21 protein-coding genes are annotated in these 22,264 nt (G+C 54.1%); 9 read left to right on the top strand and 12 right to left on the bottom strand.

Translation table 11 applies throughout. From position 1 onward, the window contains the following. Positions 1-57: 57 nt before the first annotated feature. The 4 genes from SOJ49_RS04485 to SOJ49_RS04470 form a co-directional block, all read right to left on the bottom strand. Entirely contained in the window at positions 58-1,959 is a 1,902-nt protein-coding gene (locus SOJ49_RS04485; protein WP_369857034.1) for a PhoX family phosphatase, read from the bottom strand. Positions 1,960-2,305: 346 nt separating this feature from the next. After that, a complete protein-coding gene (locus SOJ49_RS04480) occupies positions 2,306-2,428 on the bottom strand; it encodes a 4a-hydroxytetrahydrobiopterin dehydratase (protein ID WP_369858031.1) in 123 nt (40 codons plus the stop codon). 152 nt (positions 2,429-2,580) lie between these two features. Continuing rightward, complete coding sequence (locus SOJ49_RS04475; protein ID WP_369857033.1) at positions 2,581-4,092, bottom strand: fumarate hydratase; 1,512 nt, start codon at positions 4,090-4,092, stop codon at positions 2,581-2,583. Between the two features lie 164 nt (positions 4,093-4,256). After that, complete coding sequence (locus SOJ49_RS04470; protein WP_369857032.1) at positions 4,257-5,033, bottom strand: hypothetical protein; 777 nt, start codon at positions 5,031-5,033, stop codon at positions 4,257-4,259. A 300-nt stretch (positions 5,034-5,333) separates the two neighbouring features. On the opposite strand from SOJ49_RS04470, the gene sodB reads away from it, so the two are divergent. Together sodB and SOJ49_RS04460 are read left to right on the top strand one after the other, a co-directional pair. Further along, positions 5,334-5,918, top strand: coding sequence for a superoxide dismutase [Fe] (gene sodB, locus SOJ49_RS04465; RefSeq protein WP_369857031.1), 585 nt, complete (start codon positions 5,334-5,336; stop codon positions 5,916-5,918). 121 nt (positions 5,919-6,039) lie between these two features. After that, positions 6,040-6,630 (top strand): nucleoside triphosphate pyrophosphatase, encoded by a 591-nt coding sequence (locus tag SOJ49_RS04460; RefSeq protein WP_369857030.1) that lies wholly within the window; start codon positions 6,040-6,042, stop codon positions 6,628-6,630. Positions 6,631-6,711: 81 nt separating this feature from the next. On the opposite strand, the gene gspD is transcribed toward SOJ49_RS04460, so the two are convergent. The 4 genes from gspD to SOJ49_RS04440 all read right to left on the bottom strand — a co-directional run bounded on the left by gspD (position 6,712) and on the right by SOJ49_RS04440 (position 10,900). Next, on the bottom strand, positions 6,712-8,604 hold the full coding sequence (gene gspD / locus SOJ49_RS04455; protein WP_369857029.1) for a type II secretion system secretin GspD: 1,893 nt from the start codon (positions 8,602-8,604) through the stop codon (positions 6,712-6,714). 4 nt (positions 8,605-8,608) lie between these two features. After that, a complete protein-coding gene (locus tag SOJ49_RS04450; protein ID WP_369857028.1) occupies positions 8,609-9,496 on the bottom strand; it encodes a type II secretion system protein N in 888 nt (295 codons plus the stop codon). Between the two features lie 27 nt (positions 9,497-9,523). Further along, positions 9,524-10,285, bottom strand: a complete 762-nt coding sequence (gspN, locus tag SOJ49_RS04445; RefSeq protein ID WP_369857027.1) for a type II secretion system protein N — start codon at positions 10,283-10,285, stop codon at positions 9,524-9,526. Between the two features lie 174 nt (positions 10,286-10,459). Next, the gene (locus tag SOJ49_RS04440; RefSeq protein ID WP_369857026.1) at positions 10,460-10,900 is read right to left on the bottom strand and encodes a GIY-YIG nuclease family protein; all 441 of its coding nucleotides are present in this window, start codon (positions 10,898-10,900) and stop codon (positions 10,460-10,462) included. A gap of 33 nt (positions 10,901-10,933) precedes the next feature. Here SOJ49_RS04440 and SOJ49_RS04435 point away from each other — a divergent pair, with 33 nt between their 5' ends. Together SOJ49_RS04435 and arfB are read left to right on the top strand one after the other, a co-directional pair. Beyond that, the gene (locus SOJ49_RS04435) at positions 10,934-11,650 is read left to right on the top strand and encodes a hemolysin III family protein (protein WP_369857025.1); all 717 of its coding nucleotides are present in this window, start codon (positions 10,934-10,936) and stop codon (positions 11,648-11,650) included. A 24-nt stretch (positions 11,651-11,674) separates the two neighbouring features. Beyond that, positions 11,675-12,115: an alternative ribosome rescue aminoacyl-tRNA hydrolase ArfB gene (arfB, locus tag SOJ49_RS04430; protein ID WP_369857024.1), complete on the top strand. Its 441-nt coding sequence runs from the start codon at positions 11,675-11,677 to the stop codon at positions 12,113-12,115. A 126-nt stretch (positions 12,116-12,241) separates the two neighbouring features. Here the strand turns inward: arfB and SOJ49_RS04425 are convergent, their stop codons facing one another. From SOJ49_RS04425 to SOJ49_RS04410, 4 genes are all read right to left on the bottom strand, one after another. Continuing rightward, positions 12,242-13,339 (bottom strand): IS5 family transposase, encoded by a 1,098-nt coding sequence (locus SOJ49_RS04425; protein WP_369854779.1) that lies wholly within the window; start codon positions 13,337-13,339, stop codon positions 12,242-12,244. Positions 13,340-13,555: 216 nt separating this feature from the next. Further along, a complete protein-coding gene (gene djlA / locus SOJ49_RS04420; RefSeq protein WP_369857023.1) occupies positions 13,556-14,350 on the bottom strand; it encodes a co-chaperone DjlA in 795 nt (264 codons plus the stop codon). Next, positions 14,350-15,042 (bottom strand): N-acetylmuramate alpha-1-phosphate uridylyltransferase MurU, encoded by a 693-nt coding sequence (murU, locus tag SOJ49_RS04415; RefSeq protein WP_369857022.1) that lies wholly within the window; start codon positions 15,040-15,042, stop codon positions 14,350-14,352. Before murU ends, djlA begins: the two co-directional genes overlap by 1 nt. Continuing rightward, entirely contained in the window at positions 15,039-16,058 is a 1,020-nt protein-coding gene (locus SOJ49_RS04410) for an aminoglycoside phosphotransferase family protein (protein ID WP_369857021.1), read from the bottom strand. The genes murU and SOJ49_RS04410 overlap by 4 nt, the downstream gene beginning before the upstream one ends. Before the next feature lie 150 nt (positions 16,059-16,208). Between SOJ49_RS04410 and SOJ49_RS04405 the strand changes: the two genes are divergently transcribed. The 5 genes from SOJ49_RS04405 to apaG are packed head-to-tail and all read left to right on the top strand — an operon-like array spanning position 16,209 to position 22,121. Next, positions 16,209-18,647, top strand: coding sequence for an LPS-assembly protein LptD (locus tag SOJ49_RS04405; protein ID WP_369857020.1), 2,439 nt, complete (start codon positions 16,209-16,211; stop codon positions 18,645-18,647). After that, positions 18,637-19,917 (top strand): peptidylprolyl isomerase, encoded by a 1,281-nt coding sequence (locus SOJ49_RS04400; RefSeq protein WP_369857019.1) that lies wholly within the window; start codon positions 18,637-18,639, stop codon positions 19,915-19,917. Before SOJ49_RS04405 ends, SOJ49_RS04400 begins: the two co-directional genes overlap by 11 nt. Further along, a complete protein-coding gene (pdxA, locus tag SOJ49_RS04395) occupies positions 19,914-20,918 on the top strand; it encodes a 4-hydroxythreonine-4-phosphate dehydrogenase PdxA (RefSeq protein ID WP_369857018.1) in 1,005 nt (334 codons plus the stop codon). The genes SOJ49_RS04400 and pdxA overlap by 4 nt, the downstream gene beginning before the upstream one ends. Further along, a complete protein-coding gene (gene rsmA, locus SOJ49_RS04390) occupies positions 20,915-21,757 on the top strand; it encodes a 16S rRNA (adenine(1518)-N(6)/adenine(1519)-N(6))-dimethyltransferase RsmA (protein ID WP_369857017.1) in 843 nt (280 codons plus the stop codon). Before pdxA ends, rsmA begins: the two co-directional genes overlap by 4 nt. Then, a complete protein-coding gene (apaG, locus tag SOJ49_RS04385) occupies positions 21,744-22,121 on the top strand; it encodes a Co2+/Mg2+ efflux protein ApaG (protein ID WP_369857016.1) in 378 nt (125 codons plus the stop codon). Before rsmA ends, apaG begins: the two co-directional genes overlap by 14 nt. The last annotated feature ends 143 nt before the right edge of the window (positions 22,122-22,264 follow it).

Genomic DNA, 22,264 nt, shown 5'->3' with positions numbered 1-22,264 from the left:
AAAGGGCAGCTAAGCGCCGCCCTTTTTGTTGATCGATCAAGCGATAACTACCAAAACTTACTCTGCAATAGCAGGGAAAGGCCCGATATAGCCAGTGTATGCACGGTGTGCATCACCCGTTGTATCTTCTTCTTGGTCAGACTCACCATAAGGATGCTGAACCACAGACATCAGGTAGGCGAAACCATTGATGTTTGGATACCAGTATGGAGAAGTCGTTTCAGAACCATATGGAGTGGTCTGGATACGAATCAGATCCTGGCTGGCAAAGTCGTAAGCCCAGATGACGTCGTTCTGGTGGTTACCAGTATCTTCACCAATGATCAGGTAATCATAACCGGACATGTAGGTCACGTTATCCGGCTCGGAAATACCATTGATATGACAGCTGTTTTCGTCTTCGAAACCCGCCAGCTGGGCTTCAACGTTCACGCCCTCAACACCGTTGCTGGCCTTGGTTGGACGACCAACGACCAGTCCTTTCATGGTTTTGGCAACGTAGTTGGAACCAATAGTGCTATCAACCAGCAGATCCAGTTCATAAACCGCACCACAACGATTCTTGTTCAGCTGGATATGGTCTACCGGTGCAGAGGCATCGGCTTGCATGCTGTTATACACACGAGACATAGCAACATACAGCTTGTTGCGCTTGCTATCGTAAGTAACACCTTCTTCCTTGGAGAACTCGGTGGTTGCACCCATCAAGGCAGCGTAACGACGGGTTTCCAGACGGGAAGCAGCCACTTCCATACCGGTTTTCACAGCCAGACATTCGGTTGAACCGTTGGCAGCAATTTTGGTGTGGGCAGCGTTAGCACAGGTGCCGTCAGTCTGCACTTCGGAGGTTGCGAAGATGTCAGTAAACAGCAGCGGATCGGTGGTGTCGGTACCGTGTACGTAGGCACTGACAGTCGCGTTGTCTGCATGACCCAGAGAGATCCAGTCCAGAGTCGCTTCACCAGCGCCTGTAGCAGAAACCTGGTTCCACTTGGCTGCATACAGGTTACCGGCACTCAGATCACCAGCGGTGTCGGCCACGAACATGAAGAAACCAACGTTGGAACCGTCATCCGTGATGTAGGCAGTTTTGGAGTCCGGCATGACATAAGCCAGCTCAATGGCCACACGGCCCATGGCGTAGTGCTTGGTCATATCAACGGTTGGAGTACTGGTGGCATCCGTGGCGTCAGTGCTCACTTCAATTTCAGTGTTCCAGCCGTAGTAGTAAGGGTTCCAGCTCAGATCACCGGAAACGTAGTAGTCCAGTTGGGTAGCAGGGTAGCTATCAGCAGCGGCTTCAGTAGCCGTCGGCAGCGAGCGGGCATCCGGCTCATATTCTTCAGACGCCAGGTGGGTGTTCCATGGGGTCACAGAAGCAGCACAATGTACCCAGCCACCATCAACGCCTTTCTGATCCAGCTGGGTCAGGCTGATTGGTGAAAGAGCGCCAGTCGTTTCATCCTGATCCAGTTCGAACAGGAACATGGCGCCCGGACGGGTTTCCATCTGGGAAACAGAGAACAGGCGACCATTCACTGGCAACAAGGAGGTGTGTTCGTTAGCGTCAGTAATACGCAGTGAACTGTCTTCTTCAGTCAGGGCAGTGCCCATATCATCAACCAGCTGGCCGAATGTTACGCCAGTGATTTCATCACCAGAACGGGCGAACTCATGGTATTGACCACCGAAAGATTCGCCATCAATAACCGCTTCAGACACCAGGATTGCACGTTTCTGAGCATCGGTTGCAGGAGCAGGAACACCAGTAAAAGTCAGTTTACCAGTACCAGCAGCAGGAGTACCGTCAGTACCTGGAGTACCTGGATCACCCTTGTCACCGTCAGCACCAGCAACGCCGTCTTTGCCATCGTCGCCATCTGAACCACAAGCAGCCAGACCAGTAGCCAGAGCGGCCATCAGCAATGCCTGCAGCAGTTTGTTTTTCTTGAATTCCATAACGCACTCTCTCATCGATTGTTTATAGAGGTCTAAGTGCGGCATAGGCTAGTCGCAGAAAATGACAACTTGAATGAGCTTTTATGTCAGAAAGAAGACATTATTGTGACAGCTATTAATAACGAATTTGACGTCGATACACTCCCATGACGCGTTTGTACTGGAGCTTTATTGAGGTATCAATGGTGCAATCTGCCGGCTATGGTTGCCAAAAATGGCCTCAGATTCCAGGGTACTCAACCTTCGGACAAGAGCATCATCTCAAGATGGCCAACTGGGTGCAGAAGGGAGAAATGGCCCGTTGCTCGTGGCTTCAGATATGAATCGTCAGGCTACCCCACCACCACTAGGGGTGGTGATTCTGTTCCTCTGCCAGTTCTCCTGTGCGATTAGCCAACCCCAGCGATTGCCCGAAATTCTGGGTCTTTACCTTGCGCTGTAACATCGATTGGTTCTCTTCGCTTATCAATTCCCAGGCGGACAGCAGCCCCGCCAAAACACGAACGATTTCATCCTGAGTGAGTGAAGATGGTGTCAGTGCTTGCTCCGGTATCCGCAGTAAAAAACAAAAAACCCGGCGCTGTTAACACAGGGCCGGGTTATTCAATCAGAACAGCGTGATCAGCTCACTTCTTTCGCGGCGATACGCGCCGCCCATTCGATCGGGCCGGTCATGTGTACCGATTCACCTTTGGTATCGACAGCAACGGTGACGGGCATATCCACCACGTCAAACTCGTAGATGGCTTCCATACCCAGATCCGCAAAACCCAGCACTTCCGCACCCTTGATCGCCTGGGAAACCAGGTAAGCCGCACCGCCGACGGCCATCAGGTACACGGCTTCGTTGTCCTTGATGGCTTCAATCGCGATCGGGCCACGCTCGGATTTACCGATCATGCCCAGCAGTCCGGTTTGTTCAAGGATAGTACGGGTAAACTTGTCCATCCGGGTGGCTGTGGTCGGGCCAGCAGGGCCAACTACTTCGTCGCGAACCGGATCAACCGGGCCAACGTAATAGATAAAGCGACCTTTCAGATCAACCGGCAGTTCTTCACCACGGGCCAGCATTTCGACCATACGTTTGTGAGCGGCATCCCGGCCGGTCAGCATCTTGCCAGACAGCAGTACGGTTTCACCGGTTTTCCAATCCTTGACGTCTTCCGGCGTTACGGTGTTCAGGTCAACGCGGCGAACACTGTCACCAACTTCCCAGCTGATTTCCGGCCAGTCTTCCAGCTTTGGCACTGGCAGCGAGGCAACCCCGGAACCATCCAGCACAAAATGGGTGTGACGGGTTGCCGCACAGTTAGGAATAATGGCTACCGGCTTGTTGGCGGCATGGGTCGGATAATCCGCCACTTTCACATCCAGTACCGTGGTCAGACCACCCAGCCCCTGAGCGCCGATGCCCAGCTTGTTGACCTTATCGAACAACTCCAGGCGCAGTTCTTCGGCACGATTACTGGCACCACGCGCCTGCAGTTCCTGGATATTGATTGGCTCCAGCAGCGATTCCTTGGCAATTTGCATGGCTTTTTCAGCCGTGCCGCCAATGCCGATACCCAACATGCCCGGCGGACACCAGCCAGCCCCCATGGTCGGAATCTGCTTCAGTACCCATTCAACCACATCGTCAGACGGGTTCAGCATGGCGAACTTGGATTTGGCTTCGGAGCCGCCGCCCTTGGCTGCGACATGCACGTCGACGGTATTCCCCGGCACCAGTTTCATATGAATAACCGCCGGAGTATTGTCCTTGGTGTTGACCCGCTTGCCGTCCGGATCCGCCAGTACCGAAGCACGCAAGACGTTGTCCGGGTTCAGGTAAGCACGACGAACCCCTTCGTTACACATGTCTTCGACCGACATGTCGCTTTCAAATTTGACATCCATACCAATGGTCAGAAAAACGGTAACGATACCAGTATCCTGACAGATCGGACGTTTGCCCATGGCACACATACGAGAGTTGATCAGAATCTGCGCCATGGCGTCTTTGGCGGCCTTGGACTCTTCACGCTCGTACGCTGCGTGAACGGCGTCGATAAAATCTTTGGGGTGGTAGTAGGAAATGTACTGCAGCGCATCAGCGACGCTTTGGATCAGGTCTTCTTGCTTGATCACTGTCATGGCGAGTTCTCTCTCTGTGCTCTCTCTCGGGTGCCCTGGCTCCGTCTTGCGACAAAACACTCAGCAGTGATATGCGCCAGACCGATGCTGGCGCGAACGGTGGCCGATTGTACCCGAAGGAACAAGCGGCTCAAATGCGATCGACAGGCGCCTTTAGTCAAATGTCAGGGTTTGGTCGCGGCCGGAGTGTGCAGTGTGGTGATACGCGACTCCACCTGACGCAGCTGCTTGCGTAAGGTCTCAATCTCTTGCTGACGATTGGCCAGGGATTCTTTCAGGATGGCGACGCTACGCCCCGTCATTTGTACCGCCTCGCTGTTCTGGGCAATACGCAACTCGGATTCCGGCAAGGACAGCAGTGCCGCTTCGGCGGAAGATACCCGCTCCGACAGTGCGCTGCTGGCCAGCTGTTGCTGCTCCAGCGTCGCTTGCTGCGTGGTCAGGCTGATCTGCTGCTTGTCGGCCTCAGACTTGAGTCTTTTGACAGTCGCCACATTGCTCGCTATGGCTTTTTCATTACTGGCGATCATGCCCTTGTTACGCTTATTGGCAACATCCCACAGCTTGCGAATTTCAGAATCATGTTCTTTCAGCAGCACCTTGAGCGCATCGAGTGACAAACTGGCGTTTTCGCCAGTAACCGACAAACGCTCATTTAGTTGTTGCAGATTAACCGACTGCTGCTGAAGGGTCTGTCTGGCCGCCAGCAGCTCGGTCTGCATCGTCTGCACCAGGGTATAAAGATACCCGGCGGCGGCGAGACCAAGCAGAGCCAGCAACAGTGCCACAGCCACCAGCCCGGCCCCAGCGGACTTGCCTGTTGTGTTGGCAGACCCGGCTGCCGCCGGTGAACGCCGCGATTTATTTTGCCGCTGACGCATTTCAATATCGTCTTTCGAGGGTTTGATGTCGGGTATAAGCGGTTCTTTAACGTTGTCCATTAGGATTTCCGGAACTGGCGATCAGGAGATAAACGGCCCGCAGTATACAAACATTAACGCTGAAATACCGACCGCAGCCGGGAATTTTCACGCCTGACCAGAGCATCAGACACACCTGTAGAGCAAGAATTCATCCTTTCCATAATAGTGATTCACTATTAGCAACACATAGCCGCTCCGGCCGCTCCGGTGTTATCATGCTGCGACTTCGGAAGGCGGGATGGAGCCGTTGAATTATTTTTATAAAGCCCCATCTACACCCCTGAATGCAACCACCTAGCCTGATAATGGAGAACGCTCATGGCCTTCGAACTTCCCGCTCTGCCATACGAAAAAACTGCACTGGAACCTCACATCTCTGCAGAAACCCTCGATTTCCACTACGGTAAGCACCACAACACCTACGTCACCAAACTGAATGGTTTGATTGGTGGTACTGAATTTGAAGGCAAGACTCTGGAAGAAATCATCAAGACTTCTTCTGGCGGCGTATTCAACAACGCAGCCCAAATCTGGAACCACACCTTCTACTGGAACAGTCTGGCACCGAATGCCGGTGGTGCACCGACTGGCGCTATCGCCGACGCCATCAACGCTGCGTTTGGTTCATTCGAAGAATTCCAGACCAAGTTCAACGATATGGCGGTGAACAACTTCGGCTCCAGCTGGACCTGGCTGGTGAAAAAGGCAGACGGCACACTGGACATCGTCAACACGTCCAACGCTGCTACCCCGATCACTGAAGAAGGTCTGACGCCGCTGCTGACCGTTGACCTGTGGGAACACGCCTACTACATCGACTATCGCAACGTACGTCCGGATTACCTGAAAGGTTTCTGGGCACTGGTGAACTGGGAATTTGCGAACGCTAACTTCGCTGCCTGATCACTGCATTGATAAAAAGGGAGCCTCGGCTCCCTTTTTTGTTGGCTTGGTTTTTATTAACTGGCCGCCTTTCCTTCCTTACCTTTTCCAGCGCAGTGTCGGCTACGCTACAGGAGCCTGAATGCAACTGTTACTCGCCTCATCATCTCGCTATCGTCGCCAGCAACTGGCACAGCTGGGTATTCCATTCGACTGGGCCAGTCCGGATATTGATGAAACCCCGTACGTCGATGAAACCATCGATGCCTATGTCCAGCGCCTGGCGGAACAAAAAGCCCTCGCCATGGCAGCACAGTACCCGCAGCACTGGATTATCGGCAGCGATCAGGCCTGTTCACTGAATGGCGCGGTAGTCAGCAAACCGGAAAACCATGACAACGCCCGTCAGCAACTACTGGCCAGCGCCGGGAAGACCATTCGTTTTTCGACCGGTATTGCACTTTGGCATCAAGGTAAAACAAGCAGTGCCGTTGAGCACTTTGATGTGCAGTTTCGGGCTCTGTCAGCCGAGGAAATTGAAGATTATCTGAGACTGGAGCAACCCTACGATTGTGCTGGCAGCTTCAAGGTCGAAGGCCTCGGCATCCATCTGTTTGAAGCCTTGCATGGGCGGGATATCAATAGCCTGATTGGGCTGCCATTAATCCGCTTGTGCGATTTAATGAGAGCAGCAGGACTGAACCCACTGCAGTTGGCGGCCCGGCATCGCTAGGAAGCCCACCAGTCATGATAACGACGGGGGGTAAACCTGCGATGCGACCGCGACAGAGTGACGGCGTGGCCTGAAGGCCCACTAGCGATTGGTTGGACGACCCTCAAACAGTCGTTCAAGCGAGGCATCAATATCGTCCGTACCAAGCTGATCAGACACTTCAAACTCCCAGATACCGTTGTATTTTTCACGGGTCAGTGCACGGGAGGTTTCAGCGTTATTAACAATGGTCGGACGTAAAAACACCATCAGATTACTTTTGACGTGCTCGCTACTGGATGAGCGGAACAACCAGCCCAGCACCGGAATATCACCCAGCCAAGGCACCTTGCTTTCACTCTCGATCACGTCATCACGAATCAGGCCGCCCAGGACGATGGTTTCCTGATTACCAGTCAGAATCATGGTTTTGATCGATCGTTTGTTAGTAATCAGATCCGCACTGCCCGACACCGAGGTGGCCGATACGGATTCTGCCGTAGCTTCCACTTCCAGACGAATATCCGTGCCGTCATGAATGTGTGGCTTCACCTTCAGCGTCACACCAACATCTTCACGGGTGATGGTGGTGAAAGGATTGGAATTGGTCGACGACGACGTCGAGCCAGTAATAAACGGTACGTTCTGACCGACAATGATTTCCGCTTCCTGATTGTCCATAGTCATGATGCTGGGGGTCGACAGCAAGTTGGTATTGCTGTCACTCTGCAATGCCTGCAAGATCACGCCGAAGTCCAGCACACCGTTATTCTCACTGTAACCACCAACCGTCAGGCCACTGCCAATGGCACTGGCATACGACCCGGACGCAACACTGGTGGCGATGGTACTGAGCGACGGCCCGGCGTCGCTGAAATTAGTCATGGATACCGGATTATCCAGATCACCAGAAACCCATTGCACGCCCAGTGCATCGTTCACATCACCCGTCACTTCAACAATCGCCGATTCAATCAACACCTGTGCACGGCGTACATCCAGTGACGCGACCAGTTCCTGAATCTCTTTCATCAATGACGGTTCGGCACGCACCACCAAGGCATTCAGTTCTTCATCGGCGTGAATACCGACAGAACCCTTCACTTGCTGGGCATCCTTGTCATTACTGCTCACTTCACCCATCAGGTTTTTGAGCAGATCCGCCAGCTTGGTGGCATCGGCGTACTGCAGCCGAATCACCTGGGCACTGCCGCTGAAATAGGATGGCTGGTCAAGCTGCTCGATCAGATGGCGAATACGTTCGCGAGCCGTTTTTTCGCCCTTGATAATCAGCCGATTGCTGCGCTCGTCGGCCACCACCCGAATGCTGCCAGCGGTATTGTTATTATCGCCATTGCCCTGGGAAACCTTGGAGGGATCCAGGCTTTGTAACATGGTAACGACATTGCCGACCCAGGCTTCTTTGAGTTGCACCACTTCCAGTTCTTCACTGCCGGACTTATCGAGGCGATCGATAATCTGCTCGATGCGCTGAATATTCATGGCATGATCTGAAATGATCAGCGCGTTGGCGGATTTGACCCCGGCCAGATGGCCGTATTTGGCCACCAACGGGCGCAAAATAGGCACCAGATCCAGCGCCGGTGTATTCTTGATCATGATTACCTTGGTAAGCATTTCCTGGCTATCATTGGCCGATTGGGTGTTCAGGTCACGACCAACCTGTTTCACCTCGTTCTGTTGGACAATCAGCACCACATCTCCGGCTGGTACGGCGGCATAACCGTGCACCTGCAACACCGACAGAAACAACTCATATACGCCGTTGGAATCCATCGCCTCACTGGTCAGGACATTAACCTTGCCCTTGACGCGCGGATCGACCACAAAGCTTTTTCCGGTAATATCCGCCACCTGGCTGATAAAGGCGCCGATATCGGCTTCTTTCAGATTGATCTGCCAGCTCTCCTGAGCACTGACGGTGAAGCTCAGTGATAACAAGACAGCCACTACCCAATGTTTGAACACACCCATATCCTTAATTCAGCCTGTGGTTAACGGTGAAACGATCATTGCCGCGCTGTACTTCGATACGCACGCTATCGGTATTTTGCAAATCAGCCAACAGGCTCTGGTCACTGGCGGGGTCTCCGAGTGACTGGCCGTTGATCGACAACAGCAAATCACCTGGTCGGAGTTTGAACTGCATCAGCGGCGAACCGGGTTGCACCCGATAGCCCAAACCATCCCCTTGCGGCTCCAGCCCCATGCGTCCCAGCGCTTCAAGCGGATCATCCTCCAGTTCAGACGTCGCCAGATCGACAAATTCAGTGGCATTACGGATCTTGCCAAAACGCTCCTTTAACGAACCGGAACGCCCGCTAGAGGCACTCGGGTTACCCCTGTCAGTATCGTCACGAGGGACAATCCGCACATCCGAGCCACGACTTGTCTGCTCGTCAAACTTGAGGGTTTCCAACTTGCCCACCGTATCCAGAATGACTTTGTCCGAATACACACCGGCCAGCCGGGTACGGCCTTGAACGGCATCCCCCATCCGATAAAATTCCCCAGCCCGACCCGCCGCAGAGATGATGGCACTGGAGTATTCCTCTCGCGAGGACTGATTAACCCCCAGCAGGGTCAGCTTCAGACGGGTATCCGGTGCCTCCACTTCTTTTTGTACCACCACTGGAGCGACCGCCGTTGCTTCACCGAACAGGTGATAGGCTGCGGTTCCCCGCACATGACCATCTGCCGCCTCAGCATTACCTTGAACGGGCGCTTTTAATACCAGCGGTGCCGGGGCGGCCACCAGCCACACCAGTTGTGCTGCCTGCCAGCTCAATAACACCGTCAGCATCAGCTTGCCCGCCAGCAATATCCATTTTTGCCACAGCAACAGCTCTACCACATTCTTATCCAAATCGACTGCTCCGAATCGGCGCCAAGGTTATAGAATCTTTCGTGACACTTCAAAAACCACGGTATCCACATCGGCTTTGTCTGGCCAGGTTTGCCCTAACACATCAAACATGCGACGTCGTATCGCCACTCCACCCCAGCCATCCGGCTGGATGAACCCTTGTACCAGCTTCTGGCCTTCCATTGACGTCACATCCAGCACCGCACGTTCTTTATCCATACCCAGAGCCCCAACCAACATCGGCACCTCGGCCGTCACCCGTTTGCGTTGTACCGGAAAAGCCGCAGCACCACCACTGAAAACCAGGCGGCCACCCAGTGCGGTCAGCTGCCGGGTATCCAACTCAATCACGGCAGCCACATCATTGGCTTCGATGTTGCCAGACAGATCAATCTGCAATGGTTTCAGTAACGGCTTCAATAAATCAGTATCAACAAAACCGTCCAGCCCGGTGACATGTAACTGCTGATCGGCCTCCAAACGCACCAGACCATTCATTCGGATCGCAGGTGCTGTCAACGTCAAGTCAACTTCAGCCGCCGCCGTCAACAACGCCCAGGGCGACAACCGCCACTCCGCATCAATGGGGCCAAGTTGTCGTTGCTCGGCCTGGAGATGACCATGCCAGAGTGTGCCGGAAACTGACCGAACATCGACCGGTAAATTCCGCACATCAGGTTCCAGCATGCGCCAGACAAAGTGTAATGGCGCATTGATGGCCAGAAATACAAGAAAGGTAAACAGGCCGAGAAGCAGGTACCAGCGAGTTGCCCAAATGGCTGCAAACATGATGATGATGGTATCCGTGTCGCTATAAATTGCGTGTCATTCTACTGACAGGGCGCCGGAGTCTAAAGCGAAGTTATGACATCCATGTAACAATTACGCAGTGTATCGGTAACAAGTGTTCAGCTTGCGTCTGATAAACCTTTCACCGCGTACCTCATTACCTCATAACACGATTCACGCCACATCGTGCAACAAGCGCTGTTGCAGTGCGCGGTCTCCAGCGATCAGCCGTTCCTTTTGGGGTCGGCTCAACCGTTTCGCCCGGTATTCGACTTTCAGTGCCACCGACTTGCTCGGCAACAACCAGCTAAAATCCAACTGCAAGGGTGCCTTGCCTCGCAACGCCCGCGCAGCACGCACGCTACCGGAGTTGTGCTCGCGAAAGCGCCGAATCACATTCGTCGTAACGCCACAATACAAGGTGTTGTGGCGGGTACGAATAAAATACAAAAACCAGCCTGCGTCAGGAGCAGATTCAGTGGCAGGTTTGATATCAGAGGAACCTTCTGCCAGGTCGGCGTCATAATTTACCTGATCTGCCGGTATACTCAGTCGCGCTACACTGTTTGCTGCCATAAAATCGGTATAAACCCCAAAGGTAATTGCGTTATCCACTATGGTCACTCACAGCCCGCCAAGGAGTTTTTAATGCACCCAGGTCGCCCGCTGTTTCGCGAACCAGTCAGTGGCCTCACCCATCTTGCCGGTGCGCTGTTTGCCATTGTTGCGCTGTGCATTCTGAGTGTCCAGGCAACGCTACATGGCAGCATTTGGCATATTGTATCGTTCAGCGTATTTGGCACCACCATGCTGCTGATGTTTGCCAGCAGTGCGGTCTATCACCTGTCATATGGTTCCGAGCAATGGATTGCCTGGCTCAAACGGATTGATCATATCGCCATTTTTTTACTGATCGCCGGTACTTATACGCCGGTTTGCCTGGTTCCTCTCCACGGCACCATTGGCTGGTGGCTGCTTGGCACCGTATGGTTACTGGCGCTGCTTGGCGTGGCGCTGAAGCTCTTCTGGATCACCGCACCACGCTGGCTGTCTACGCTGGTGTATATCGCCATGGGCTGGCTGATCATAGTCGCTGCCCAGCCAGCGATAGAACGTATTCCAACCGATGCGTTGATCTGGCTGGCCTGTGGCGGTGGTTTCTATACCATAGGCGCGGTTATTTACGCCTGCAAATGGCCAAACCCCTGGCCTGACACCTTTGGCTTCCACGAAATCTGGCATTTATTTGTGATTGCTGGCGTATTCTGTCATTTTTGGGCCATTGCCTTTGGCCTCGCGGATTTACCCGTAGCAAACATCGCTCCGGCGATGTCTGCGGCATCCCATCCCGACACCACTGGCTGACACTTTTATAACCAACAGAACGCCATGACTGACTCCGAAACTGAACTGGAAATTTCCAGCCGCCTCTCCGTCCCGCTGTATCAGATCGAATTACTGGCCATCCGCGCTCAAGGGGCTGGGGGCCAGAATGTTAACAAGGTATCCAGCGCTATCCACCTGCGCTTTGATATTGGCGCATCGTCCTTGCCGGCCTATATCAAGGAACGCCTTGCCAATACCTCCGACAGTCGTATCAGCAAAGACGGTATTATTGTGATCAAGGCGCAGCAACACCGCACCCAGGAAAAAAACCGTCAGGATGCGCTGGAGCGTCTGGCCGAGCTGATCCGCAAGGCAACCGTTGTCTTGCCACCCAGAGTCGCTACCCGACCCACCCGTTCGTCACAGCGTAAACGGGTCGATCAGAAAACCCGGCGCGGGCAGATCAAAAACCTGCGCGGTAAAGTCGGCAAGGTCGATACCTAGCAGGCTGTTGAAATTCTTATTCGCTTTGCTGACAGAAGCTTTTCAACTCGCTAAATCACGCTTATTTGGTTGTTTTTTGAGTGGTTTTTCCACCGGAAACAGGATGATCCATCCCGTTTCCGGTCATCAGACGGATTGACCCTGTAACTTGGACATTCGCACCAGGTTATAAGCCATCATGGTCATCTCAAGAACACTGTTGACCTTCGCAAGTCCTCTCACTTTTAACTGCCGTAAGTGGCCGACGGTCTTACCCCAGCCGAAAGGTTCCTCGACACGTTTACGCACAATCTGACTGGCGGCATAACCCGCTTTGTTACTGGTTCGACCATCGATGGCTGAGCCACCTGACCGTTTGTCATTGCGAGCAACATGGGGCGTGATGCGGTGCTTCCTGCATTCCTTCACAAACCCTTTGGTGTCGTAGTTTTTATCCGCACCCACGGTTTTACGATGAGCTCCCGGCAGTGCTTTTAAAAGCCCTTGGGCGACGTCTCTTTCCGCTGTTCCGGTCGCCAGACTGGCTTGTGTCGCAACGATCAAACCATTCCGATTTTCCATGACAGTGTGTCCCATGAAGGATAATCGGGCCTCTTGTCCTTTGGATTTTTTGAACAGCCTCGCATCCGGATCCGTGGTTGATTCATGCGTGTCATTACGGCGTTTGGTGCCACGAAAGTTCTCTTCCTGATTGCGTCCGGATGGCCCTTCGCCCTTATCCTGATCGTCATCAGATTGCTTTGGCCGAAAACTCTTTTGGGAAGCCCAGGCCTGCATCAATGTGCCATCGACACTAAAATGATCGTTCGACAGGAGTTGTTGTTTTCGGGCTGTGGCAATCACCTCGGCGAATAATTCGGTGCTGACGTCATGGCGGATCAAACGATCCCGATTGACGCTGAAAGTCGAATGATCCCAGACCGGATCATCAATACTCAAACCAATAAACCAGCGATAAAGCATGTTGTACTGAATCTGCTCGACCAGTTGCCGTTCGCTGCGAATACTGAAGAGGATTTGCAGCAGCAAGGCTCTCAATAGACGCTCCGGAGGAATAGATTCCCGGCCACGCTCGGAATAGATCAGGCTGAGTTTCCAATCGATATTGGTGAGCGCCTGATCAAACAGGATTTTGATGGATCTCAAAGGGTGATCCTGTGGAACCAGTTCATCCAGTTTGATGGTGGTGAACAAGGCTTCTTGGGTAATGTCAGCGCCACGCATGGGAGTCCGGGAATCCATTGAAAAAGAGTATTGTATCGAAGCCAGTAGGCATCAGGGATAAAATCAACGGCCTGCTAGGAGTCTGTCAGTCCAGGGGGCGTTCTACTGCGGGAAGCGGGTTTTGTTGGCCAGTAGGTCAATGGGCTTGCTTGGTGATGAGACAGTTCGAGTCACAACATGGTCACAGGCCCTGAGGCCTGTGCCACACAACACTCGTCAGAGTGATCGCGCCTTGCGGATCATGGCGTAGGAGGTCTGGATTTGCTGGGTTTTTTCTTTCGCCAAGCGCAGCATTTCTTCTGGCATACCACTGGCAGAGAGCTTGTCGGGGTGATTCTGGCTCATTAACCGTCGATAGGTTTTTTTCAGCGTTTCGTCATCAACATCAGACCGCACGCCCAGTGTTTTATAAGCCTGCTCCAATTGCTGGCTTTGGCTGACACCGCCGTTACGCGCCTGAAACATGGCTGCTTCGATCCGTTCTTTGACCCGATCGATCTGCGTCTGGCTAATACCCAGTACGTTACTGAGATGCTCAATCATGGCCCACTCTGCGGGTGACAACTCGCCATCGGCGTAACCGATGGTCATCACCACTTCCAGAAACATCTGTGCCATCGGCAAGCTCAGTCGCGGCCGCAGCTGTTCCAGCTCGCTATCGAATGAAAACTCCGTGTCTTTACCTTCCTGAAACCAGGCAATCGCTTGCTGCCTGGCAGCGTCCTTGAGCTGCATCCGGTCCATAATAAAATTGGCAGCGGCTATTTCTTCCTCACTGACGCGGCCATCAGCCTTGGCAATCCGCCCCATGCAACGACACAGGGATGACACATACAGCTGGCGAACATCACCAGCACCGCCGGGGCGAGCCAGTGTCATTAACTGGCCACCCCAGGCATTTTCCAGGTTCTGGTCGAACATATGGCCTACAAATGCGCCTATCATCATGCCAAACGGGCCGCCGGTCATAAAACCGAGCATGCTGCCCATGGCTTTTCCCATCCATAGCATCAGAACGTCTCTCTGGTGAGTTGCTGTTCCAGTTCTGCCAGACGCTGTGGAGTACCCACATCTGTCCAGCAACCATTAAGCAAGCAGCCTTTTACCTGCTTGCGTGCCATTGCCTGACGTAATATCGGTGCCAATGCCTGCTTCCCCATAGATATTCCGGCCAACAAGTCGGGGTGAATCAGACTGATACCGGTAAACGTCAAACCCTGGTCGCCAGCCTCTGCCGCAACCTCGGTACCGTCAAGGGAAAAATCGCCCGCCGGGTTATGAAGCGGGTTATCCGTCAGCCACAGCCAGGCCAGAGTGCCGTCGTCGAGTACCCCGGAGGATAAGGTTCTGACCGCTTCCTGATAGTCCCAGTCAGTCCAGACATCGCCGTTAACCAATAAAAACGGCTGATCTCCCAGCAACGGCAGCGCCTGTCGTACGCCGCCAGCGGTTTCCAGGGCAATCGCTTCAGCGGAATAGCGAATGGTTGCACCCCATTGCTGGCCATCCTGTAGCTGGGTTTCAAGCATATCTCCTAGCCAGGCGTGGTTAATCACCAGTTCGGTGATACCTGCCGCGACCAGTTTTTCAATATGATGAACAATCAGCGGTTTGCCCGCCAGTGGTAACAACGGTTTGGGGCAATGATCGGTCAATGGCGCCATACGCTGGCCTCGACCAGCAGCCAGGATCATTGCTTTCATCGGGATAACTGCACCAGTGCGGGCATCAGCCGCTGGTTGAGCCAGAGACTGAAGTCACTCAGTTCGTCGTAACGTCTGGCAATATCCACCAGGTACTGGCAGGTATTGGGAATATCGGCCAGATAGGTCGGTTTATGGTCGCGCAAATTGAGGCGGGCAAAAATACCGGCGGCCTTGAGGTGTCGCTGCAGACCCATCCAGTCAACGTCCCGCACGCAGTGTTCCCAATCACCGAGATAATAACCAAACGGTCGGGCCAACTCCCAATAATAGGCCACCAGTTCATCCACCAGCGCCTGCGGCCAGCGCACGTAGCAATCTCGAACCAGCGACACCAGATCGTAAGTGGAAGGGCCAGCCAGGGCATCCTGAAAATCAATAATGCCCAACCCGCCATCCGGTTTCAGCATCAGGTTGCGGGAGTGATAATCCCGGTGCACCGTTACTATTGGTTGCGCTAATGCCTGGCGAGCAAGCAGATCAAACACCCGATCCAGCATGCAGTGTTCGGCGGCTGTCAGTGCCAGTTGCAGCTGTTGGCCGCACAACCAGTCACGAAACAGCTCCATTTCTCGTTGCAGACACGCTTCATCATAAGCAGGCAGCTGACGGCAGCTGACACCCTGTAGCTGCACCAGTTGCTCAATCGCCTGCCGATACAGCGCCAGTATTTGCTTGTCGGTTGCAGCCGGATCGTGCAAAGCCGCCCATAGCAGATGGTCACCAAAGTCTTCGAGTAACATAAAACCCTGGTCGATATCTGCGGCCAGTACTTGGGGAACCGCCACCTGCTGGTGACGCCATTGCTCGGCAATACGAATAAAACGCGGGTTATCTTCCTTGTCTGGCGGGGCGTCGACAAGAATCCAGCTCTTGCCCAGGCCTCTCAGGCGGAAGTAACGGCGGAAACTGGCATCACCAGACACCGTTTCCAGGCTAGTATTAACATCCAGGTTCGCCTCGCGGCGAATGGTACTGGACGCCCAGTCAACCAGGTGATCAAGGCGCGGATCCATGCTGGCCTCACATTTGTTATCGATCTAAAATTGCGCGCGTTGAGCGCCCCCCGTATCATCTGCGCGCTAAGATAGCACACTTCACAGTACAGGCACCCACGCTCAGCCATGGCGGATCACAGACATTCAGATGCAATCCATACACAGCCGATGCCCATTCGCATGCCGCTGACGCCATCGCGCCTGCCTGCTCGTTACGCCTGCAGGCTGCTACTGATCGCCTTCTGCACGGCGAGCACCAGCGCCCTGGCTCAGGCTGAAACACCGCTGCTGAATTGGTATCCACGGGCGCTACTGAGTGATGCTGAGCTTGCCGGGCTGCCGTCATTCTGCTCCGGTCGCTACCTGCCCAACCAGCTGCTACCGCTCTCTGATGGCCGTCTCGAAGCCGAATCCGAGCAGGCGTTCGTAGATCGTAATGGCAACGCCGAGTTCACCGGTTCCGTCAGCATGCGACGAGAAGACTACGTATTAAAAAGCGATTCTGCGCGCTGGGATGCCAGCCTGCGTCAGGCAGAGTTTGATAGCGACGTCAGTTTTTTTAATGACGAAGTGACCGTCCACAGTGACCATGCTCGCTTTCAAGAACAGCAGAGCGCCGCCAACAGTCGTAGTGAACTGGTACTGGAAAGTGCCCGCTATGCGCTACCCGCACGCCATATGCGCGGTACTGCAACCAGTATGACAACCCGTTCGGAAGGCACCATCGAACTGAATGAAGCCACCGTCACCTGGTGTGAACCGGGCCAGGACGATTGGCGTATCGCAGCCAGCCATATTTATCTCGATCAACAGCAGGGCATTGGCAGTGCCTGGAACACCCGTCTGGAAGTGATGGATGTCCCTGTTTTCTACATCCCCTATTATCGTTTCCCGATTGATGATCGTCGTACCACGGGTTTCCTCGATCCCAGCTTCTCGCTGGGCGGTAACGCCGGTCTGGAAGAACTGAAGTTGCCGTTCTACCTGAATCTGGCCAGCAATCTGGACGCGACTATCGCGCCGCACTACTTCAACCAGCGCGGCTGGTTGTGGGAAAGCCAGTTGCGCCACAAAACCCGTTGGCTTGGCGACGGTGAGCTGAACTATGCCTACCTTAATCAGGACGCCACCGACGAGCGTGAACGCTGGCTGATCAACTACCAGCAGTCCGGCACTCTGGGGCCGCACTGGCAACATCGCTGGGTCTACAACCACGTCAGCGACAACGACTATCTCGCCGATCTGAACTCATCCACCGCGATCGACCGTACTACCCACTTACCGCGTTTGGGCCAGCTGCGTTACCAGAACGATGCCTGGCGGTTTGAGTTGCTGGCCGAGGGTTTTCAGACCATCGACGATACCATTGACCTGGCTGACCGGCCTTACAAACGCTTGCCTCAGGCCACCCTCGACTATCAGCAACGATACGATCGCTGGCGGGTAAGCAGCCGTTTGCAAGGCAGTCGTTTCGAACGGGAAGACAGCGCTACCATCAACGGCAGTGAGCAGACTCTGACCGGCTTTGCTTCTCTCGATGGCCGTCGGCTGGTCAGCGACAACGCCATCGCCTGGCGTTTCGAACAGCCGTACAGTTATATCCAGCCGGAAGCCAGTTACCGCTATCGCTATTATCGTCTGAGCAGTCCAGACAGCTTCGATTACAACACCGTGGTCAATTACGGCGTCCCCCGTTACAGTCTCGATTCAGGGCTGTTTTTTGAACGACCGTTACACTGGTTTGATACTATCCAGATCCAAACGCTGGAACCGCGCCTGTTCTGGGTCAAAAGCCCTTACCAGTCGGGCCAGGATGCAATTCCCGCCTTTGATACCAAGGTCACCAGTGTCAGCTACGACAGCCTGTTTCAGGGTGATCGTTTTATCGGTGCCGATCGTCTCGCCGATCTCGAACAGGTCAGCCTTGGCGTCACCAGCCGGATTATCGATCAGCGCGGGGATGAATGGCTGCGTTTTAGCCTCGGCCGGGTCTATTTCGGCGATCGTCGCAAGGTTCAGCTCGACAGCGACGAAGTCAATGACAGCCACGCCACCTCCAGTACACTGGCCGAAGTGGAATGGCGTCCGGGCAGACACTGGCGTTTGAACCAGACACTGGAGTGGGATGTGTATGGCGACTATGCTCGCCAGCGCCGTCTGGGAGTCGGCTATGCGCCGCTCAGCAACCGCATGCTGAACCTTTCTGTTAACAAGGTTCAAAGCGAGAATTCCGATAGTGGTACGATCGAGACTGACCTGTATCAGGCCGATATCAACGCCTTCTGGGCGCTCAGTGATCGCTGGGCCCTGACCGGACGCGTACTCAAGGATATGAAGAACTACCCGGAAGGCGAGCGTCGCCCCACCAGCTCCGTACTGGAATCGCTGGCCGGATTTGAATACCAGAATTGTTGCTGGCGCTTGCAAGTGCTGTACAAGGAGTCTTCTCCGACAGCCGATGACAGCGCCAGCTACAGCACCGAAAAGAGCCAGAGCCTGATGTTCAGTATTCAGCTCAAAGGTCTCAGCACGCTGGGTGGCGGCACCGACGCCACCGTTCGCAACAGCATCAAAGGTTACTCCAGACGGCAATACCATGACTATTAACAAGCTGATTTTCCTGTTTTTCCTCACCCTCAGCAGCACGCTGAGCCACGCCGAGCCGGTACTGATTGACCAAGTCGTTGCAATCGTTGATGACGACGCGATCATGGCCTCACAGTTGCAGCAGCGGGTGCAGAATGTCCGCAGCCAGAACCGTGGAGCCAACCTGCCTGATGACTCGGTACTGAAAAAACAGGTACTGGATCGTCTGATTGAGGAAAGTATTCAACTGCAGCTGGCCAAGCGCATTGGTATTCGTATCAGCGATGCCCAGCTGAACGACTCCCTGCAACGTATTGCCGCCCAGAACAAGATGAATCTGGAGCAGTTCCGCGCTGCGATGGAAGCCGAAGGCATTCCCTTTGCTACTGCCAGGGAACAGATTGAAACCGAGATGATCACCAGCCGGCTGCAGCGTATCCGGGTCGGAGAAACCATTCAGATCACCGATCAGGATGTCGATTATTTTCTCGCCTCCGAAATCGGCAAAATGGCCTCTGCCGCCGAATACCGCCTTGGCCATATTCTGGTGTCTGTTCCTGCCGATGCCAGCGCCAGCGACTTGCAAAAAGCCGAATTGAAGGCCCGCGCCCTGGTTGCCCGTATTCGCGCTGGTGCCAACTTCACTGACGTTGCCATTGGCGAATCAGATGGTCGTAACGCGCTCAAGGGCGGCGACCTGGGCTGGCGCAAAGAAGGTCAGCTACCGGGGATTTTTGCTGCGGTTGTACCGACACTGGCAGCCGGTGAAGTCTCTGACCCTATCCGCAGTTCCAGTGGCTACCACCTGGTTGCCGTGCTGGAAAAGCGTGGCGGCAACAGCCAATTAATCACCCAGTACCAGGTGCGCCATATTCTTGTCAGTCCGAATGAATTACGCAGCAAAGACGAAAGTGAAACACTGATCAATCAACTGTATCAACGGCTGTTACAAGGAGCAGACTTCGCCGTACTGGCGAAAGAATTCAGCGACGACCCTGGCAGTGGCTCCGCCGGTGGCGACCTTGGCTGGGTCAGTCCCGGTGCCATGGTGCCAGAGTTTGATGCCACCATGCAGCAGGCACAAATCGGCAATATCAGTGCACCATTTGAAACCCAGTTCGGTTGGCACATATTGCAGGTGCAAGCCCAACGCCAAAGTGATATCGGTAAGGAAATGCAACGCAACCAGATCCGTCAATTGCTGTACTCGCGTCGCTTTGAAGAAGAGCTGCCGTTGTGGCTGCGCAAAATCCGCACCGAAGCCTATGTTGACATCAAGGAGCCTGCATGACCCTGCGTCTGGCAATAACAGCCGGAGAACCCGGCGGTATTGGCCCCGACCTTTGTATTCAGCTGGCTCAGCAGGGAAGTGAACACCAACTGGTGGTGATCGCAGACCCACAGCTGCTGGCTGAACGGGCCAGACAACTCCGCTTGCCGCTGACCCTGGTGGATTTTAACCCGGCCAGCGCCACAGTTCCGACCCCAACGGGTACGCTGTATGTTCAGCCGGTCGCCTTGCAACAACCCGCCGTTGCCGGTGAACTCAACCCGGCCAATGCCCGTTATGTACTGGATACCCTGACCATCGCAGCTCAGGGATGCAACGAGGGTCACTGGGATGCGATTGTCACCGCCCCGGTGCACAAAGGTGTGATCAATGATGCCGGTATGCCATTCAGTGGCCATACCGAATACTTCCGTGATTTTGCCGGTGTGGAAGAAGTTGTGATGATGTTGGCCACCACCGATCTGCGGGTGGCTCTGGTCACCACCCACTTGCCGCTACGGGACGTCGCCGATGCTATCACCCCCGAGCGCCTGAGCCGGGTTATCCGTATTCTGGATCATGACCTGAAAATGTTTTTTGGCTGCCCGCAGCCACGTATTCTGGTGGCTGGCCTCAATCCTCACGCCGGAGAAAATGGCCATCTGGGCCACGAGGAACAGGACATTATCGAACCCACGCTGGCACAGCTGCGCCAGGAAGGCATCCATCTGATCGGGCCACTGCCCGCCGATACCCTGTATACACCCAAACATCTCGCTGGCGCTGACGCCACCCTCGCCATGTATCACGATCAAGGCCTGCCAGTGCTGAAATTTCATGGTTTCGGGCGCGCCGCCAACATCACACTGGGGCTGCCCTTTATTCGTACTTCTGTCGACCATGGTACCGCCCTCGACCTTGCCGCCACCGGCAAGGCCGACAGTGGTAGCCTGCACACGGCCATTGCCGTCGCAGCACACATGGCCGACAGCCGCCACACCGCCGGAGTCAAAACCGCATGAGTCGCCACCCCAAACCCAATCTGCACGGCCACAAGGCCCGCAAGCGCTTTGGGCAGAACTTTCTCCATGACCCCTATGTGATCAGCAACATCATCAACGCCATTTACCCCAAGGATGATGATTGTCTGGTAGAAATTGGCCCAGGCATGGGCGCCATTACCGAGCCGCTGCTGGAAGCCACTGGCAAGTTAAACGTGGTTGAGCTGGATCGTGATCTGATTCCCATCTTGCGCACCAAGTTCTTTAATTATCCCGGCCTGCAAATTCACGAAGGGGATGCCCTCAAGTTCGATTTCAGTCAGCTGGCTGAACCCGGCAAACGTCTGCGTATTATTGGCAATTTGCCCTACAATATTTCCACACCACTGATTTTTCATTTGCTGAGCCACCATGCACTGGTGCAAGACATGCATTTCATGTTGCAAAAAGAAGTGGTCGAACGCCTGGCAGCGGTACCGGGTAACTCCGACTATGGCCGCTTGAGCATCATGACACAGTATTATTGCAAGGTAGAGCTGCTGTTTATTGTCGGGCCAGGATCGTTTAATCCGCCGCCCAAAGTAGAGTCTGCCATTGTCAGAATGACGCCTTACGAAACACTGCCGATCGTCGCTAAAGATACAAAAATGCTACAAACCGTCGTACGTGAAGCCTTCAGTATGCGTCGTAAAACCATACGAAACACTTTAAAAAAGCTCATCAGCGCCGAACAACTGGAAGCATTGGGCATTGATACACAGCTGCGCCCGGAAGTACTGACACTGGAAGACTATGTCCGTATTGCCGATGCCGTATTACAGCTGTCTGAGCAAGCGGAGAAAGAAAATGGGACTGAGTGAATGCATCCGGGTGACCGTGCTGCCAGAGTATCTGGAAGAACAATCTGACCCGGAAGATGAACGTTTTGTATTTTCCTACCAGGTTTGCATCAGCAACCAGGGGGATCAGGGTGCCACGTTAAAAACCCGCCACTGGTTTATTACCAATGGCAATGGCGATATACAGGAAGTCAAAGGTGAAGGCGTAGTCGGAGAACAGCCCAATATTGCCCCGCAACAGCAGTTCGATTATACCTCTGGGGCCGTACTGAGCACCCCGGTTGGCAGTATGCGTGGTTACTATGTGATGGAAGCGGATGATGGCACCCTGTTTCACGCCACCATCCCGGTATTCACCCTGGCAACCACCTACGCCTTGAATTAGGGGGCGCTGAGCAACGCTTTCGATGCCGTCAGCGCAAGACAAAAATGATTAAAAAAGCGGTTTAGCAGTCAGAAATGCGTATTTAAAGGTCATTTTTAACGCAGTCATCGTAACGCGGACAGATTTTCAATCCGTCTGACAGG

Source organism: Candidatus Thalassolituus haligoni, assembly GCF_041222825.1.
Taxonomy (GTDB): Bacteria; Pseudomonadota; Gammaproteobacteria; order Pseudomonadales; family Oceanobacteraceae; genus Oceanobacter; species Oceanobacter antarcticus.
This window is presented reverse-complemented; position numbering and strand designations above follow the sequence as displayed.

What these genes read in the sequence shown, in the direction of transcription:
- SOJ49_RS04485 (WP_369857034.1), bottom strand. Translation starts at nt 1,959, where the DNA reads ATGGAATTCAAGAAAAACAAACTGCTGCAGGCATTGCTGATGGCCGCT.
- SOJ49_RS04475 (WP_369857033.1), bottom strand. Translation starts at nt 4,092, where the DNA reads ATGACAGTGATCAAGCAAGAAGACCTGATCCAAAGCGTCGCTGATGCG.
- SOJ49_RS04470 (WP_369857032.1), bottom strand. Translation starts at nt 5,033, where the DNA reads ATGGACAACGTTAAAGAACCGCTTATACCCGACATCAAACCCTCGAAA.
- sodB (WP_369857031.1), top strand. Translation starts at nt 5,334, where the DNA reads ATGGCCTTCGAACTTCCCGCTCTGCCATACGAAAAAACTGCACTGGAA.
- SOJ49_RS04460 (WP_369857030.1), top strand. Translation starts at nt 6,040, where the DNA reads ATGCAACTGTTACTCGCCTCATCATCTCGCTATCGTCGCCAGCAACTG.
- gspD (WP_369857029.1), bottom strand. Translation starts at nt 8,604, where the DNA reads ATGGGTGTGTTCAAACATTGGGTAGTGGCTGTCTTGTTATCACTGAGC.
- gspN (WP_369857027.1), bottom strand. Translation starts at nt 10,285, where the DNA reads ATGTTTGCAGCCATTTGGGCAACTCGCTGGTACCTGCTTCTCGGCCTG.
- SOJ49_RS04435 (WP_369857025.1), top strand. Translation starts at nt 10,934, where the DNA reads ATGCACCCAGGTCGCCCGCTGTTTCGCGAACCAGTCAGTGGCCTCACC.
- arfB (WP_369857024.1), top strand. Translation starts at nt 11,675, where the DNA reads ATGACTGACTCCGAAACTGAACTGGAAATTTCCAGCCGCCTCTCCGTC.
- SOJ49_RS04425 (WP_369854779.1), bottom strand. Translation starts at nt 13,339, where the DNA reads ATGCGTGGCGCTGACATTACCCAAGAAGCCTTGTTCACCACCATCAAA.
- djlA (WP_369857023.1), bottom strand. Translation starts at nt 14,350, where the DNA reads ATGCTATGGATGGGAAAAGCCATGGGCAGCATGCTCGGTTTTATGACC.
- murU (WP_369857022.1), bottom strand. Translation starts at nt 15,042, where the DNA reads ATGAAAGCAATGATCCTGGCTGCTGGTCGAGGCCAGCGTATGGCGCCA.
- SOJ49_RS04410 (WP_369857021.1), bottom strand. Translation starts at nt 16,058, where the DNA reads ATGGATCCGCGCCTTGATCACCTGGTTGACTGGGCGTCCAGTACCATT.
- SOJ49_RS04405 (WP_369857020.1), top strand. Translation starts at nt 16,209, where the DNA reads ATGCCCATTCGCATGCCGCTGACGCCATCGCGCCTGCCTGCTCGTTAC.
- SOJ49_RS04400 (WP_369857019.1), top strand. Translation starts at nt 18,637, where the DNA reads ATGACTATTAACAAGCTGATTTTCCTGTTTTTCCTCACCCTCAGCAGC.
- pdxA (WP_369857018.1), top strand. Translation starts at nt 19,914, where the DNA reads ATGACCCTGCGTCTGGCAATAACAGCCGGAGAACCCGGCGGTATTGGC.
- rsmA (WP_369857017.1), top strand. Translation starts at nt 20,915, where the DNA reads ATGAGTCGCCACCCCAAACCCAATCTGCACGGCCACAAGGCCCGCAAG.
- apaG (WP_369857016.1), top strand. Translation starts at nt 21,744, where the DNA reads ATGGGACTGAGTGAATGCATCCGGGTGACCGTGCTGCCAGAGTATCTG.